Source organism: uncultured Porphyromonas sp., from assembly GCF_905372525.1.
In the GTDB taxonomy this organism is placed as follows: Bacteria; Bacteroidota; Bacteroidia; order Bacteroidales; family Porphyromonadaceae; genus Porphyromonas.
This window is the reverse complement of the sequence record NZ_CAJPPN010000006.1, coordinates 33,397-50,855: the sequence shown is the minus strand read 5'-3', so window position 1 is coordinate 50,855 and position 17,459 is coordinate 33,397. Positions and strand designations below refer to the sequence as shown.

Annotated in this window: 14 protein-coding genes; all 14 read left to right on the top strand. The window is 55.4% G+C overall.

What is annotated here, in order from left to right:
* Window positions 1-80: 80 nt before the first annotated feature.
* Entirely contained in the window at window positions 81-1,859 is a 1,779-nt protein-coding gene (locus QZ170_RS02360; RefSeq protein ID WP_297176509.1) for a hypothetical protein, read from the top strand.
* Window positions 1,860-1,873: 14 nt separating this feature from the next.
* The gene (locus QZ170_RS02355) at window positions 1,874-2,002 is read left to right on the top strand and encodes a hypothetical protein (protein ID WP_297176507.1); all 129 of its coding nucleotides are present in this window, start codon (window positions 1,874-1,876) and stop codon (window positions 2,000-2,002) included.
* Window positions 2,003-2,709: 707 nt separating this feature from the next.
* Entirely contained in the window at window positions 2,710-4,254 is a 1,545-nt protein-coding gene (locus tag QZ170_RS02350; RefSeq protein ID WP_297176505.1) for a DUF4301 family protein, read from the top strand.
* 63 nt (window positions 4,255-4,317) lie between these two features.
* Window positions 4,318-6,102, top strand: coding sequence for an aminopeptidase P family protein (locus tag QZ170_RS02345; protein ID WP_297176502.1), 1,785 nt, complete (start codon window positions 4,318-4,320; stop codon window positions 6,100-6,102).
* Between the two features lie 179 nt (window positions 6,103-6,281).
* Window positions 6,282-8,336: a M13 family metallopeptidase gene (locus QZ170_RS02340; protein WP_297176499.1), complete on the top strand. Its 2,055-nt coding sequence runs from the start codon at window positions 6,282-6,284 to the stop codon at window positions 8,334-8,336.
* Between the two features lie 64 nt (window positions 8,337-8,400).
* The gene (locus QZ170_RS02335) at window positions 8,401-8,997 is read left to right on the top strand and encodes a chromate transporter (RefSeq protein ID WP_297176496.1); all 597 of its coding nucleotides are present in this window, start codon (window positions 8,401-8,403) and stop codon (window positions 8,995-8,997) included.
* Window positions 8,994-9,581, top strand: coding sequence for a chromate transporter (locus QZ170_RS02330; RefSeq protein ID WP_297176493.1), 588 nt, complete (start codon window positions 8,994-8,996; stop codon window positions 9,579-9,581). The genes QZ170_RS02335 and QZ170_RS02330 overlap by 4 nt, the downstream gene beginning before the upstream one ends.
* Before the next feature lie 39 nt (window positions 9,582-9,620).
* Window positions 9,621-10,454, top strand: a complete 834-nt coding sequence (gene murI / locus QZ170_RS02325) for a glutamate racemase (protein ID WP_297176490.1) — start codon at window positions 9,621-9,623, stop codon at window positions 10,452-10,454.
* Window positions 10,451-11,740 carry a DUF1343 domain-containing protein gene (locus tag QZ170_RS02320; protein WP_297176488.1) on the top strand — a complete coding sequence of 430 codons (1,290 nt, stop codon included), beginning with the start codon at window positions 10,451-10,453 and terminating at the stop codon, window positions 11,738-11,740. Before murI ends, QZ170_RS02320 begins: the two co-directional genes overlap by 4 nt.
* A 145-nt stretch (window positions 11,741-11,885) precedes the next feature.
* Window positions 11,886-12,848, top strand: a complete 963-nt coding sequence (locus QZ170_RS02315) for an NAD(P)-dependent oxidoreductase (RefSeq protein ID WP_297176484.1) — start codon at window positions 11,886-11,888, stop codon at window positions 12,846-12,848.
* A 24-nt stretch (window positions 12,849-12,872) separates the two neighbouring features.
* Entirely contained in the window at window positions 12,873-14,753 is a 1,881-nt protein-coding gene (locus QZ170_RS02310) for a GH32 C-terminal domain-containing protein (protein WP_297176481.1), read from the top strand.
* Between the two features lie 802 nt (window positions 14,754-15,555).
* Window positions 15,556-16,293 carry a 23S rRNA (guanosine(2251)-2'-O)-methyltransferase RlmB gene (gene rlmB, locus QZ170_RS02305; protein ID WP_297176477.1) on the top strand — a complete coding sequence of 246 codons (738 nt, stop codon included), beginning with the start codon at window positions 15,556-15,558 and terminating at the stop codon, window positions 16,291-16,293.
* Window positions 16,294-16,332: 39 nt separating this feature from the next.
* Window positions 16,333-16,968 carry an L-threonylcarbamoyladenylate synthase gene (locus QZ170_RS02300; protein ID WP_297176474.1) on the top strand — a complete coding sequence of 212 codons (636 nt, stop codon included), beginning with the start codon at window positions 16,333-16,335 and terminating at the stop codon, window positions 16,966-16,968.
* Between the two features lie 15 nt (window positions 16,969-16,983).
* Entirely contained in the window at window positions 16,984-17,433 is a 450-nt protein-coding gene (ybeY, locus tag QZ170_RS02295; protein ID WP_297176472.1) for an rRNA maturation RNase YbeY, read from the top strand.
* Window positions 17,434-17,459 lie beyond the last annotated feature (26 nt).

The window sequence follows — 17,459 nt, the reverse complement described above, 5'->3', positions numbered from 1 at the left end:
GCACCTGCCCCACAGACTACTTGCACCATCAAATCTGGTGAACCATCTATCATAATAAACACGCATATCCACAAAAGACAATGAAGACAAAGGTAAGGCTCTATCTCATCTTACTCTCTATCCTCTGCTCACTCAATGCCTGTAGCAGGGGACTCGTAGACGAGCCAAAGACAAAGGACAACAACACTCGCCTATCCAGCGATACGTGTATGATCAGGCTCTCCCTTGAGGGGAAGCTAAACGAAGCTCGCTACCTAGACTACAAGGTAGATCCTAAGGGACTCCCTAAAGTACACCTTTCGACCCCATTCATTCCCATCCACTGCGTCGTCCGCTGTGAAGACCCTAACATTCCTGCTACGTTCGTTACTGCAGAGTTCAAGGTCAAAGGGGACAACCAGCTCAAGCTAGAACTCTCCGAAATACGCCTAAGAGCCAATCAACAAGACTTCTCTCCCGATGGTGGACATAGATGGTATCTAATGGCTCTTATCGGTGGCCAACTTAATGAAGGGTCTGGGAGAGTACACTTTGATAGCGGAGCCTCTCCCCTCAAGCGGGTGACGGTGGGACACAGTATCGGTCTCGAAGTCCCCTACATCTCCCAATGGGTTGAGCTCGAGCTACGAAAACAGCCCAATGGGAGCTATGATGCAGGGGCGAAGGAGAAACTCACCTTCAGACCCCAAGGAACCCTATTCCGAATACGAGCCTCCAATGCACTCCCTTACGCCCATATCCAAGTATACGGATATGAAATCCAGTCACGTATCTGCGACTCTAAGGGCTCCTTCGATCTCAACATCTCCTACGGTGAGCCCCCTCGGTGGAGCTTCGATGATGAGCTATCAGAGCAGGGATGGGTACGTAAATATGAGTTAGAGCAACCCACCAGGGATATGTCTGCTGGGGAGGATGACGATGCCTACTACTACCTCTGGATGATGCCTAATAGGATCAGCCTATGGGGAGCCCATGCTCTCTCGGTAACCAAGGCTACGGTGCGAGATCGTGTCTCCGAGCGACAGAGGCATACTTCATCCCCCCTCTTCTCGACTCTCGGAGCGTATATTACTCCTCCCAGCAAGACACTTCGAGACGGTATCTGCCTTACCATACACCCCCGGATACTTCCTGCTGGAAATCCCCTTGAGCAAGTGGATGAGATGAACTACACGGGTGCATATCCTCATGCAGCCCGAACTAGAGACTTCAGTAATACCACCCTTCAACTCTACTATTATCGGGAGGCAGAGGAGCTCGGAAAGAGGATACCGGGATGGCGACTACCTACCGAGCGGGACTGGACAACAGTGATGGGTGCTGGCTTTGCCTTTGAGCGAGAGTACGGCGGCAGGAACAGTGAACGATCTAAGGAGAGCGAAGAAGTCCAAGAGGGTGGGGAAAAACGAACGATACAGTCTTCTTACAAAAGGGATTTCCCTCATTCCATCTGCTATGCTACACGCTTCCAAGCCTCATCTAATAGTCGATGCTATAGCGCATGGAGATATAGTACAGAGGGAGGAAGGGCTGTAGTCAAGTCTTGTTACTTAGGTCCAGGGGCTCATGAGGGGATTGACGATATCTCCTCAGAGAGTTGGTGGGGCAGACATACTAATGTGATCGTCCGCCACTTACCAATGGCGGGGAGATGGGCTCCACAAAACAAGGATCCTCACCATCCCCTCGAGCCTGGAGTGGCATTCTACTATTGGACGAGCACTTTATGCTTTCCGTACCACAGCCAGTATAAGGACTACCATAAGATCCTTGGATTAAATAGATTTTGGTTTGCACATGGCACTTTCGGAGCCCCAACCAACTATGCCTGCGTCCGCCTATTCAGGGACCTCTAGTACACGCTGATACTATGGAACGACTACCCTATGACAGCCCGTGGGCAGAGGCCACCCAGCTCATACACCTAGGCCCGTCTCTTCTCGTCTTCTTCTCTGTCGAGGGGGAGTTCGAGGAGCTTGAGGATGGAGGGGAGCTCTAGCAGCTTCTTACCCTACAGAGGCTCTTTCCCTCCTCGCTATTGGGTCACGGGTGGCATTGTGACACCGACCCAGATAACTCGACAGCGGTAACCTCTATCCTCCTTCAGCGGACTCCGCATGAACGTCCCCGCCACCTACCTAAGGTGGCGGGGACATTCTTTATATAGGAGCATTTCTGTGCTCTAAGTACCCTTTCCTGATTGAGCTCCCGGGGAAACAGCACCCATTGTATGTACCCGTTGGGTACTTCGCTCTCTCAGACTCCTCGGGGGGCTTATTACGAACTCTGAGAAGCCTTAGGCATAGGCTCTAGCAGTACCTGAGCTTAGCCCCAAGGGATGCTCATACGAGCCCCCTGCGGAGGTCCTACTTAGAGCGATGTTGTGTACACGCAGGTACACTCTTGTATACACGCAGGTACACAAAGGTGTACACACGTGTATACTTTTCGCTCCTAGGTAGTCGGTCTATACCGAGTGAATCTGCACCTATAGGGCGGATGTTTCTACCTGAGGTTGTGCTCCTCGATCATCTTGTCCTCAGTCTATAGGGATTTCATGCGTCCGTCCTCTAGGGAGAACGCCGTATGTAGTTATTCACTAACTTTACGGTGACCATTCTGTGACGTATCGTACCCAGAGTCCATACGGGCGGAGGATCGTACGAGCGTGACACAGCTACACAGCTTAATTTAGGACTCATGATTATGGACAGTGTTTTATTTAGCCCAGAGGACATCGAGGAGCTCCAGCTACGAGGTATCTCCGTAGAGGAGGCCGAGGCACAGGTGCACGATATCCGTAGTGGCTTCCCCTACCTCAGCATCATTGCCTCGGCTTCACTTGAGCGAGGGATCATCCGTGTCGAGGCTGAGGAGCAGGCTCGATATATGGATCTGTGGGAGGAGTACCTCCTCTCGGGTGAAGCCCATGTGTATAAGATGACTCCGGCCTCAGGGGCAGCCTCTCGGATGTTCAAGATGCTCTACAACTTCCTCGACGCCCCCTACACCCAACCCGAGAAGCCCGCCGAACAGTACTTCTTTGACCACATCAGTAGCTTTGCCTTCTATGAGAGTCTCAACGAAGTCTGCCTACGCAACAACTGGAAGACCATCCCCAAGCTCATCGCCTCGGGAGACTATCGTGCCATCGTGGAGAACCTCCTCCTACCCAAGGGACTAGGCTATGGAGCTAAGCCTAAGGGGCTCCTCCTCTTCCACAAGTACAAGGACTACACCCGCACGGCCGCCGAGGAGCACCTCGTCGAGGGAGCACTCTATGCCAAGGATCGGGATGGACACGTCCGTCTACACTTCACCGTCTCTCCGGAGCACCTCAGAGACTTCGAGTCCCTCCTCTCTAGTGTCAAGACCAGCTATGAGGAGCACTATGGGGTACTCTACCACATAGACTTCAGCGAGCAACACCCCTCGACCGACACCCTAGCACTACACCCAGATGGTAGTCTCTTCAGGAAGGCAGACGGGCGACTCCTCTTCCGTCCTGGGGGTCATGGCGCCCTCATCCGCAACCTCGGGACACTCCCAGCCGATGTCGTCTTCATCAAGAACATCGACAACGTCGTCCTCGACCAGTACAAGAGTGCGACGGTGATCTACAAGAAGTTCCTCGGTGGGATACTCATCGGGGTACGTCGGCAGATCTTCAGCTACCTAAGACAGCTCGATCGGGGCAAGCCCTCGCACGCACTCCTAGAGGAGATCATCGCCTTCATGGACAGCCAGCTCTGTATCACTCTCCCCGACTCCCTAGAGCGAGATGATCAGAGCCTAACGACCTGGATACAGGGTAAGCTTAACCGCCCCATACGTGTCTGTGGCATGGTACGCAACGAGGGTGAGCCCGGGGGAGGGCCCTTCATCATCCGAGAGGTCGATGGTAGTAGCTCGCTCCAGATCCTGGAGAGCAGCCAGATCAATATGAATGATGCGACGCAGCGTGCCTACTTCGAGGCTGGGAGCTACTTCAACCCCGTAGACCTCGTCTGTGCGATCCGAGACTACAAGGGCGAGCCCTTTGACCTGACGAAGTACGTCAACCCCCGTACAGCCTTTGTTGCTCACAAGAGCGTTGGCGGGGAGGAGCTCCTCGCACTAGAGCTGCCTGGGCTATGGAACGGAGCGATGCACGACTGGAACACGCTCTTCGTGGAGGTTCCCCTCGAGACCTTCAACCCCGTCAAGGAGGTCAACGACCTCCTGCGCAGCGAGCACCAGAGCCGGGGCTAGCACCTCACGCCACGGCAGGACATAGACATTATATTAGGATACATCCAAATAACATCAATCACTATGAGTGTAATCACAGAACGCTTGGCACGCCTTCGCCAAGAGATGAAGGCTAAGGGCATCTCCGCCTACATCATCACCTCCTCTGACGCCCACCTGAGCGAGTACACCCCGCTCCGCTGGCAGGGTAGGAGCTGGATCAGTGGCTTCAATGGCTCGGCGGGCACAGTCGTCGTGACCCTAGACAAGGCTGGACTCTGGACCGACTCCCGATACTTTCTCCAGGCAACGACTCAGCTGGAGGGCTCGACGATCGACCTCTACAAGATGGGCGTCCCAGGGACACCCAGCATAGAGGGCTTCCTAGCCAAGGAGCTCCCCTCGGGAGCTATCGCCGCTGCCGATGGTGTCTGCCTATCAGCACAGGAGGTCGAGGATACGAAGCGTCAGCTGGAGGTCTACGGGATCGAGTACCGCCTAGACCAAGACTTACTAGAGGCTATATGGCCAGACCGTCCCTCGATCCCCAGCAAGCCGCTCTTCGTCCACCCCGCCGAGTATGCAGGGCGTACTGCGGCCGAGCGTATCGCCGAGGTGCGCACACGTCTCTTGAGCAAGGGGGCTAATGCTACGATCATCACTATGATCGACGAGCTCGCCTGGGTCTTCAACATTCGTGGTTATGACGTCGCCTACAACCCTGTCGGGGTCGGCTTCGGCTACATAGGCGCCGAGGAGGCCGTCCTCTTCGTCCTGCCCGAGAAGGTCACACCAGAGGTACGAGCCTCCCTAACGGAGAATGGAGTACGCATCGAGGACTACTACCAGATCGACAGCTTCGTCCGCTCACTAGGCGATGATGTACGTCTGCTCGTAGACCCTAAGCGGATCACCTACCGCCTCTACGCCGAGATCCCAGCACACTGCCGCAAGGTGATCGGGGTATCTGCCCTCACTCAGCTGAAGGCGATCAAGAACGAGACCGAGCTCTCCAACCTACGTACAGTGATGGCTCGTGACGGGGTAGCTCTGACCCGCTTCTTCAAGTGGCTCGAGGAGGCTCTAGCCCGGGGTGAGACCTACACCGAGCATGAGCTCGATATCCGACTCAACGAGCACCGAGCCAAGGGGAAGAATTTCTACGGAGACAGCTTCGCTACCATCTGTGGCTATCTAGGCAACGGAGCTATCGTCCACTACCATGCTACTGCCGAGGGATCGGCTACCGTACGCAACGAGGGCGTACTCCTACTCGACAGCGGAGGCCAATACCTCGATGGGACTACGGACATCACACGTACCATAGCCCTCAGCACCCCCTGCGATGAGCTACGCACGGACTACACGCTCGTACTGAAGGGACACATCCAGATCGCTCTGGCTCAGTACCCCGAGGGCACACGTGGTAGCCAGCTCGACATCCTGGCCCGCAAGGCACTCTGGGATCGTGGGCTGAACTATGGTCATGGTACCGGACACGGCGTAGGCTACTTCCTCAACGTGCACGAAGGGCCACAGAACATCCGTACCGAGGTCAATCCTACTGAGCTCGAGATAGGGATGATCACCAGCAACGAGCCTGGCATCTACCGCTCGGGTAAGTACGGTATTCGCATCGAGAACCTCGTAGTCACGGAGCTAAGGGAGGAGACCGAGTTTGGACGTTTCTTTGGCTTCGAGACCGTCACCCTCTGCTACCTCGACAATACGCTTGTCAAGAAGGAGCTACTGACTGCCGAGGAGGTCGCTTGGTACAATGCCTATCAGGAGCGTGTCTATCAGACCCTCTCCCCCGACCTCACGGCAGAGGAGGCCAGCTGGCTACGTGCTAAGACCCTTCCCCTCTAGGGCTGGCCTCACCCTTCATAGGTATACTGTACCTATCTATACCACCTCTACACCCTCCCATGTGGGGAGGGGCGTAGAGGTGGTCACACTCTAGGGGAAGAGCGGTACAAAATATGTACATTTGTCCCCACAACGAGACTCAATAGGGAGCAAAGCATCTCCTCTAAGACATATGACTCATGAAGATAAGTAGAACGATCACCACGCTCGCTCTAGGAGCACTCCTAGCCCAAGGAGCTGTCAGCACAGCTAGCGCACAGCAGGCAGGGACGACAAAGGTCCCTGCCATCAACTTCGCCGATATGGACAAGGCCGTCCGCCCACAGACGGACTTCTATCACTATGTCAATGGCGGATGGATACGTAAGAATCCCCTCAAGCCAGCCTATAGCCGCTTCGGTACCTTCGATGTCCTCCGAGATACGACCACAGCTCAGGTGCACAGGATCATCGCCGAGCTCACGACCCATGAGCAGGTCAAGGGGACTAACAACTATCGTGTAGCTACCCTCTACAATCAGGCGATGGATAGCGTCACACGCAATCGCCTCGGTGCTGCCCCCATCAAGGCCGAGCTCACCCGCCTCGGCGAACTCCGGGACAAGGTAGACGTACTCCGCCTCGCTGCCGAGCTCGATCAGACCTATGGAGAGGGGACTCTCTTCTCCTCCTACGTAGGGGCAGACGAGAAGAATAGTACGATGAACATCCTCGCCCTAGGACAGACCTCCCTAGGCCTACATACCCGAGACTACTACGTAGAGCAGAGCGAGGAGATGAAGAAGATCCGCTCTGGCTACGAGGCCTACCTCGTACGTGTGCTCACGCTCGCAGGCTATAGCCCCAGCGATGCCCAGCGTATAGCACACAATACGCTGAAGCTAGAGACCGAGCTGGCACAGTTCTCCTACTCCAATACGGAACTCAGAGACACGGAGCGTAACTACAACATGCTCCGCATACAGGACTTCGCACAGCAGCATACGGGCTTCGACTGGGCTGGCTACTTCAAGGCTCGAGGGCTAGAGCTAGAGCGAGCTAACTTCTCCCAGCTCGACTTCTTCAAGGCCTTCGACAAGTGGTATGCAGGTGTTGCCTTCGAGGAGCTCCGAGACTTCCTCATAGCCCGAGCCGTCAGTGGGGCAGCCGATGCCCTGAGCGATGAGTTTGTGGAGGCAAAGTTTGACTTCTTCGGTAAGCAACTCAGTGGTAAGAAGGAGATGCACCCACGCTGGAAGCGTAGCCTAAGCACCGTAGAGGGTCTACTAGGAGAGGCTCTGGGTGAGATCTATGTCAAGCAGTACTTCTCCCCCGAGGCTAAGGAGCGTATGCTCCAGCTGGTAAGGAACCTACAGACAGCTCTTGGGCAGCGTGTAGAAGGCCTGAGCTGGATGAGCCCAGAGACGAAGCAGCGTGCCAAGGAGAAGCTCAGTAGCTTCGTCGTGAAGATCGGCTATCCCGACAAGTGGAAGGACTATAGCTCGATGGAGATCGACGCAGCCAAGACCTACTACGAGAACCTACAGGCTGCCGTACGCTTCTTCCAGCAGGACAACCTCAAGGACCTCGGCAAACCCGTAGACCGCACACGCTGGCTCATGAACGCTCAGGAGGTCAATGCCTACTACATGCCTACGACCAATGAGATCTGCTTCCCCGCAGGTATCCTCCAGCCTCCTTTCTTCAATATGGATGCTGATGACGCTGTGAACTATGGAGCTATCGGTGTCGTCATCGGACACGAGATGACCCACGGCTTCGATGACCAAGGTGCCAACTTCGACAAGGATGGCAACATGAACAACTGGTGGACCGCTGAGGACCGCAAGAAGTTCGAGGCAACGACACAGCGCCTGGCGAAGCAGTTCTCGGGTAACATCGTCGCACCAGGCCTGCATGCCAACGGAGAGCTTACCCTCGGGGAAAACATCGCCGACCAAGGAGGGCTGACCATCGCCTACCTCGCTCTGCAGATCGCTGGCGGAGATAGCCCAACGAAGAAGCTCGAGGGGCTTACCCCTGCTCAGCGCTTCTATATCGCCTATGCTCGTCTCTGGGGACAGAATATCACCGAGCAGGAGGTACGCCGCCTGACGAAGCTTGACCCCCACAGCCTAGGGATACTTCGTGTCAATCAGGCACTGAAGAACATAGCTCCATTCTACAAGGCCTTCAATATCCGTCCTAAGGATAAGATGTACATCGCTCCTAAGGATCGTATCGCCGTCTGGTAGCTCTCATCATCCTATCCCGTACAGTCCTAGCTGAGAGGCAGGCTGTACGGGATCATTATTATCTATGGCGAATAAACACGAGGAGGGGCATCCCTCCAGCAAAAAGATCGGTGCACGGGAGCAACTAAGGCTCTTCGGGATCTTCTTCCGGATCGGGGTAGGTACCATCGGAGGGGGCTACGCTATGATCCCTATGATGCAGCACGAGATCGTGCAGAAGGAGGGGTGGCTAAGCGAAGGTGAGTTCATCGACATCATGGCCGTCGCGCAGGCTACCCCAGGAGTCTTCGCTGTGAACATGGCGGGGCATATCGGCTACAAGCTCGGGGGACTGCGTGTAGCTGTGCTGGCGGCATTGGGGAATATCCTACCCTCGTTCCTTATCATCCTTCTACTAGCAGGCATATTTCGTCAGTTCAAGGAGTATAAGCTCGTCGAATACGCCTTCAGAGGTATACGCCCTGTGGTCGTTGCCCTAATAGCTGCCCCTGTCTTCACGATGGCACGTACAGCGGGGCTCACACGCTATACGCTCTGGATCCCCATCGTAGCAGCAGGGCTCATCTATCTGCTAGATGTCTCTCCTATCTACGTTATACTCGTAGCTGGTCTCAGTGGCTGGCTGTATGGTCGCATCTCTCGTAGCAAGGATAGTGTATGATCTTCCTCAAGCTCTTTCTCGTCTTCTCCAAGATAGGTATTGTGAACTTCGGTGGGGGCTATGCTATGCTCTCCCTCATTCAGGACGAAGTCGTACGCAAGCAGGGCTGGGTCAGCTCTAGTGAGTTCACGGATATGGTCGCAGTGAGCCAGATGACCCCAGGGCCCCTAGGGATCAACATCGCTACCTACGTGGGCTACACCTCAGTGATCAACGAGGGCTATCCGCCACTACTTGCCATCCTAGGCTCACTGCTAGCGACACTCTCCGTCCTATGGCTACCCTTCATCCTCATGATCGTCATCAGTCGATACCTCCTCCGTCACAAGGATAGTCCCGTGGTACGCTCTATCTTCTCTGGGCTAAGGCCTACCATCGTAGGGCTCGTTGCCGCCGCTGCACTAGTGCTGATGAATGCGGAGAACTTCGGGGCACCTCGGGAGGCTCTTGTGCAGTTTGTAGCGAGTGTTGCGCTCTTTGCCCTTGCCTTCGTTGCGTCCTATCGCTTCAAGACAAATCCACTCCTACTGTTAGCCCTAGCTGGGGGCTTCGGTATGATCTTCTATAGCTTTGTCCCTGCCTAGTCACTAGGGCAAGGCATCACCCCAACTCCACTCCTCATCATGACTTCTGCACCTATCGGGGTCTTTGACTCAGGCTATGGAGGCCTGACAATACTCTCGGAGATCCGAAAGAGACTCCCACAATACGACTATATCTACCTCGGGGACAACGCACGCTCCCCCTATGGTACCCGCTCCTTCGACGTAATCAGGGGCTTCACACATGAGGCTGTCGAGTATCTCTTCTCCGAGGGATGCCCACTGGTCATCTTGGCTTGTAATACAGCCTCAGCGAAGGCTCTTAGGGAGCTTCAGCAACACTATCTACCCTATACCTCAGATCCCACACGGCGTATCCTCGGGATCATACGTCCTACGGTGGAGGCCATCTCGAGCTTCACTCAGACAGGACATGTGGGAGTAGTAGCGACCCCAGGTACAGTCTCCTCGGGCTCCTATACGGCGGAGGTAGGCAAGCTCTTCCCTGAGGTGCGGGTGAGTGAGCAGGCCTGCCCCATGTGGGTACCTCTCGTGGAGTACGGTGAGAGCCAAGGGGATGGAGCAGACTACTTTGTCCGTAAGTACATCGCAGAACTGATGGCCAAGGATCCGGAGATCGATACCGTACTACTTGCTTGTACTCACTACCCACTCCTCCGCTCCAAGATCAAGGAGGCCCTACCGCCCAGTGTTTCGCTCATTGCACAGGGTGAGCTGGTAGCTACCTCACTTGCAGACTACCTGCTCCGTCATCCAGAGATGAAGCAGCGTCTAAGCCGAGGGGGACAAGTATCCTACCGCACGACAGAGTGCCCCGAGAAGTTCGAGGAGCTCGCCTCCATCTTTATGGGGACGAATGTAGATGCTATACGTGTCAAGATAGATAAGGGATGAAGTACCTCCTCCGCCTAAGCTATACCCTACTTCTCTGCCTCGCCTTCATAACGAAGGGGTGGGCAGAGGGTACTACTCGCCCCGTCATGGGAGCAGAGCGTATGGAGCTCCTCCTACCCCTGCTAGAGGGGAAGCGTGTAGCTCTCATGGTCAATCAATCCTCCCTCGTCGGTGAGACAAAGACCCACCTAGTCGATACACTCCTAAGCCGTGGTGTCCAGATCTCGAAGATCTTCGTCCCAGAGCATGGCCTAAGGGGCAAGGTCGATGCAGGCAAGCATGTATCTAGTGGTACAGATCCACGTACGGGGCTCCCCGTGATCAGCCTCTACGGACAGACCAAGCGCCCTACACCCGAGATGCTCTCCGATGTAGATGTCCTCATCTTTGATCTGCAGGATGTGGGGGTACGCTTCTATACCTATATCTCCTCCATGCACTACCTCATGGAGGCCGCCCAAGAGACAGGTAAGACCTTCGTCGTCTGCGACCGCCCCAATCCCTATGACTTCGTAGATGGGCCTATACGAGAGTCGGACTGTCGCTCCTTCATCGGAGTCGATCCCCTACCAGTGGCACATGGGATGACTGTCGGCGAACTAGCACTCATGATCAATGGACAGCGGTGGCTTCGCTCGGGAAAAGCCTGCCAGCTAAAGGTCATCCCTCTGCTAGGCTGGCAGCATGGTGATGCCTATAGTCTCCCCGTGCGTCCTAGTCCCAATCTCCCAAACGATCGTTCCATAGCCCTCTACCCCTCGCTCTGCTTCTTCGAGGCCACTATCCTAAGTGTAGGCCGAGGTACAGATAAGCCCTTCCAAGCGATAGGCCATCCTAATAAGCAACTTGGGAGCTATGTCTTCACGCCACAAGTCAAGCCAGGGGAAGACTCCAACCCCAAGCATCGTGGGAAGGCATGCTACGGCATGGACTTCTCCGAGACTTCGCTCCCTAGCGGACGCCTTAGCCTAGCCCCGCTCATCGAACTCCACCAGCGAGCGATGCGTCTTGGACTGAAGCTCATTGATCGTCCTCGTACCTTCGACCTACTAGCTGGGACAAAGAGGCTACGAGAGCAGATTCTAGCGGGACAGAGCGAAGAGGCCATACGTGCCTCATGGCAAGAGGGCATCAAGGCCTTCCTCCGCATCCGGCGTCTCTATCTACTCTATCCAGAGGGGCGCAGAGCCTACTGGGGAGGTAGCACCCCACCCACCTATACGATAGATCCGCTTGCCCCCAGTGTGAGAGAGGAGCGTAGCATGCTGACTCTACCTCCGCTGTAGCCTCATTGATCGAGGGGTAGACGTTCTACCACCCATAGGGGTATCCCCATTTCTACTAGAGCTCATCCCGCCATACGAGGGGGATGAGCTCTATATTTATTGTAACTTCGCCCCTATAGTTCATACTTATAACCCCTACACTCCTATGGCTACCATACTTGTTGCCTTCGACACCCTAGAGGAAGGCTTCGAACGACTATCCCAAGCTCATACGCTCATCCGTCCCCCTCATGGTCGGGACTTCACCCCCGAGGAGCTACGAGAGCTCATCCCCGAGGCTGATGTGCTCTGTAGTGTCTTCGACATCCCTGTCCCTGCTGAACTTATAGCCCTCGGCAAGCGTCTACGACTCATCGCCAACTACGCTGTCGGCTACAACAACATCGACATCGAGTATGCCCGTACACACGGCATCACCGTCACCAATACCCCCCACTCCATCATCGTCCCTACAGCTGAGCTAGCACTAGCACTCCTGCTCGACTGCGCTCGTCGCGTCTCCGAGCTAGACCGACTCGTACGTCGTGAGCCCGGGGTGAAGGTCAGTCTCTCTCGTATCGACCGCCTAGGCTGGCTCCTACAAGGCAAGCGAATCGGGATCGTGGGCTATGGTAATATCGGGGAGGCTGTAGCAGAGCGTTGTCGTGCCTTTGGTATGCAAGTCCTCTACTACAAGCGACACCGCCTCGCCCCCGAGGTCGAGCAAGCCAAAGAGCTCACCTACCGTCCCCTGGAGGATATACTCCGTGAGAGTGATGTGATCTCCCTACATACACCCTATAGCCCTGCGACACACCACCTGATCGGGGCACGTGAGCTAGCACTCATGCCTCGGCATGCTATCCTCATCAACACCGCTCGTGGAGCAGTCGTCGACGAAGCTGCCCTCGTCGAGGCTCTTCGCAGTGGACAGATAGCAGCTGCTGGGCTAGATGTCTTCGAGCATAACGACCTCCCCCTACCTGCACTCTCCGAGCTAGACAACGTGGTGATGACTCCACATGTCGGGACGCAGACACGTGACAGCCGTCTGATGATGACAGCGGAGATGACGGAGAATGTACTGCGCTTCCTAGAGGGGCGCACAGATATTAGCCGTGTTGTATAAGGTCTCATACACTCTGTCTCTACTATGTCCTACAAGCAACTCTCACTCACCCTCGCCCTCACCACCCTCCTACTGCTGATGGCGAGCTGTAGCCACACCACCCAGCCTATGCATATCCAGCACACGAGTGACACGACAGCCCTCGTACAGATACATACCCCACAGCGATACCTCCTACTCCCCATACAGGAGAGCCAGCCCGAGGTACTCGTTCGCCTCATCGGCAATCGTCCAGAGGATACGGAGCTCGACATACGCCTTGCGGTCGATAGCATTGATTACTTTGTCCCTCTTGCGCTACCGATGGATCGAGAGAGCGAAGTCGAGATCATCGGACTAGGAGCTAAGGCTATTGCCTGGGACTCAATCCGCCTAAGTGACACCTTCACCCCTGCTCCTGCGGACTACTACCGACCAGCCCTACACCATGCTCCACCCTACGGATGGATGAATGATCCTAATGGGCTTGTCTACCTAGATGGTCGCTACCATCTCTACTACCAGTACAATCCCTACGGAGCCAAGTGGGGCAATATGTACTGGGGACATGCGTCCTCGGAGGATCTCCTACACTGGCAGACGCATGAGCCTGCCCTAGCACGTGATACGCTGGGGCATATCTTCTCGGGCAGTACGATCATAGACCGAGAGGGACAGGCAGGCTTTGGGAAAGGTGCTCTGCTTGCCTTCTACACGGCGCATAAGATGCGTCAGGGCAAGCAGTGGCAGGCACAGTGCCTAGCTTATAGCACGGATCAGGGGATGAGCTTCACCAAGTACACGGGTAATCCCATCCTCAGCCCCCACGATGGTATCAGCGACTTCCGTGATCCCAAGGTCTTCTGGTATGCTCCGAATAAGAGCTGGTATATGATCGTCTCTGCGGATAGGGAGATGCGCTTCTATCGCTCGACTGACCTACGGCAGTGGGATTATGTCAGTGCCTTCGGCGATGGATATGGAGCACGTCCTTGCCAGTTCGAGTGCCCTGACTTCTTCGAGCTCCCTATGGAGGGCACGGGGGTGCACAAGTGGGTCATGCTGGTCAATATCAACCCCGGGGGAGCCTTCGGAGGGAGTGCTACGGAGTACTTCGTCGGGAACTTTGATGGGAAGACCTTTACTCCTGACACCGCTCCCGAGGTCGCTCGCTGGCTGGACTTCGGCAAGGATCATTATGCCTTTGTCACCTTCCACGGCACCCCAGGTCGTGTACTCGGCATCCCTTGGGCAAGCAACTGGCAGTATGCCAATGTCACCCCCTACAAGCAGAGCCGAGGTGTAAACGGCCTACCTCGTGAACTCTTCCTCTTCGAGGCTGGAGGACGCTCCTATGTCGGGGCACGACCAGCCACAGAGGTGACCAAGCTCCGTAAGGATAGCATCACTCTCCCCGAGACTCGTCTCTCCGAACGAGTGCGCCATGAGGATCTCCTTGCCCCCTATAGTGATAGCTTCGAGCTCGAGCTTGAGCTAAATCCTGAGGCTGGGGTTACTCAAGCCGGGATTATCCTTACGAATAAGCAGGGGGATCGTCTGCCTATCTTCCTTGACCTCTCCAAGGGACGTGTCGTTATGGATCGGACACAGAGTGGGCTGATCGCCTTCGGAGAGCAAGCTACCCCGCACGAGCGGGAGAGCGCGGACTGGCGCAAGGGTGATGGGCTGAACTACCAGAACGACTTCGCCCTCTCCACCTGGGCTCCACTTGGGCTCTGCGCACGCAAGACCTACCGTCTACGTCTATTCGTTGATCGTAGCCTAGCAGAGCTCTTTGTTGAGGGGGGACGGATCGCAATGTCCAACCTCATCTTCCCCCGCACTCCCTACACCTCTCTGGAGTTCTTCAGCGAAGGAGGGAGCACCCAGATACGAGGCCTACACCTTTACCGCCTCGGGCTCTAGCCTCTAGGTTACACCTAACCCACCTTTCCCTATACGATACACGAGTGAGGGGGTAGCAAGCCGGAGATAGCTACGGAGATATTGCCCTCCGAAGAGCCCCGATTGCCCAAGGTGTGTGGCACTCCTCTCAAGTGCCCCCCATGGAGCCTATAATCACCTCATCTGAGGACACAGTATGTTCGTCCCCATCACCTTGCCTAGGTGATGGGGGCGAACGTTATATATCCATATTCTCCTTCTCGGCATGTCCTCTAGCCCTCCACTCTCGGAGTGTTCGATAGAGGGCGAGCCAAAGTGGGATAATTCGCACCTTACGCTCCCTCTACCCACCTAAAACTGGTGGATGTTCGGCTCCTCGGGATAGAGTAGACTCATGAAGTCTGGAGAGGGGGGAGTGCAATGTGGTCAAGCAGCATATACTCAAGACAGAAATATCTGTATCCTAGGAGTATACACACCAAGCATATACCTACTACCTAGGAGGGGTAAGTATACACGTGTGTACACAATAGTGTACCTGCGTGTACACAACTGTATACACACGTGTACACAACATCGCTCTAAGTATGTCCTCTGTGGAGCTCTCCCGTATGTCCATCCCTCGGGGATAAAGCCTAGACACTCCATATATGCACCTATGGCTTCCTCGGACATGGACAAGCCACCCATAGAGCCAAAGGGCAGAGCATCCCCAATGAGAAGAAGTATCGGCACTACCCCCTCCGGGGGGAGGGAAATGCGGGAGAGCTAATCTTTTGTTACCTTTGTCTTATAGAGATTAGAAACTCTAGGACTGTACTTAATGGGAAGAAATAACTTGATCTTCGGTATGCACCCTCTGCTCGAGGCACTAGAAGCAGGGCGTGAAATCGACAAAATACTACTGAAGCGAGGGCTAAGAAGCGACGAAGTAAGTCGCATCATGGCTCTGGCACGTGAGCGTATCATCCCCCTACAGATGGTACCCGAGGAGCGTCTATCACGTCTGACTCGGGGACAGCATCAGGGGGTCATCGCCTTCGTCAGCGAGATCGAGTACACGTCACTAGAGCAGCTCATCCCGATGATCTACGAGCAGGGACGATCCCCATTCGTGGTACTGCTGGACGGCTTGACCGACGTGAGGAACTTCGGGGCGATAGCACGTACCGCAGAGTGCGCCGGCGTCGATGCCCTCATCATCCCCGAGCGTGGGAGCGTGAGTGTGACAGCCGATGCCATCAAGACCTCGGCTGGTGCTCTGCACCGGCTGCCCGTATGTCGTGTCAGCTCTATTGCTTCCGCAGTAGCTCTACTGCAGCAGAGCGGACTCCAGGTGGTCGCAGCCTCAGAGAAGGCGAGTGACCTCTACACGGAGACGGATCTACGCCTTCCCCTGGGTCTCGTGCTCGGAGCCGAGGATCATGGGGTATCGACAGACGTACTGCGTATGGTAGACCATATCGTACGCATCCCCCAGGTGGGAGCTATAGGTTCGCTGAACGTCTCCGTCGCCGCAGGGATCCTCATCTACGAGGTCGTGCGCCAAGCAAAGAAGTAACATATCCTGTCCTAGTGCGCCATAGATATATCTGAGACTATGCTCATCAAGCTCTACGCCGACAATCCCGACTATCGGCTCCTCAGTCAGCTCATCGATCAGCTACGTGATGGGGCGGTCTTCATCTACCCCACGGCCTCGGGCTATGCCTACTGCTGTGATGCCCTGAATGCAAGGGCTATCGAGGAGATCTGTAGGCTCAAGGGGATCGATGTGAAGAAGAAAGCCCTCTCCATCGCCTGTACCTCGCTGAGCCAGGTCTCTGAGTACTGTAGGATGAATGACCGAGCCTTTAAGTTCATCAAGGATCATGAGGTAAACTATACCTTCATCCTACCTGCCTCTGGGGCTCTACCCAAGGTCTTCAAGCATCGCCGAGAGGTAGGCGTACGTCTGGCACAGCACCCCATCGGGCAGCTCCTGAGCGAGCACCTAGGCAACCCCCTGATCACGGCCTCACTCCCCATAGAGGACAGTGAGGAGCCGGAGTATGCAACGAACCCAGAGCTCATCGACGAACGCTTCGGGTCACAGGTCGCAGGGGTCTTTGACGCAGGGGATATACCACTCGCCCCCTCTACGGTCGTTGATTGTACAGAGGAGCCCTTCGAGGTACTCCGTCTGGGGCATGGTCGCCTAGCGGACGAAGAGCCTTTATTAAAGAAAGAATATTAAGCCATAGAATAGATAATGATAGCCTTTTATTCGGATGACGATGTCGAGGAGCCGAGGCTCCACAAGAAGCTCCTCCGTAGCTGGATCGAAGAGGTCGCTCGTGGCTACGGGCGCAAGGTAGGCGAGCTCTGCTACCAGTTTTGCGGGGATGAGCGTATCTTGCAGACCAATCAGGACTTCCTAGACCACGACTACTACACGGACATCATCACCTTCGATGAGAGTGAGGGCGATCGTATCGCAGGGGACATGCTCATCAGCCTAGATACTGTCAGGAGTAATGCCGAGCAGCTCGGCACAGACTATGCCGAGGAGCTCCATCGGGTGATCATCCATGGGGTACTCCACTTGTGCGGACTCAACGACAAGACGGACGAGGACGAGGAGCGTATGCGCCAGGCAGAGGAGGCTGCTCTATCCCTCCTGAGGGAGGAGCTCGGGGAGGGAGAGACCCTACTCGACTAACCCCCTAGGATAGGAGCATCAGGGTG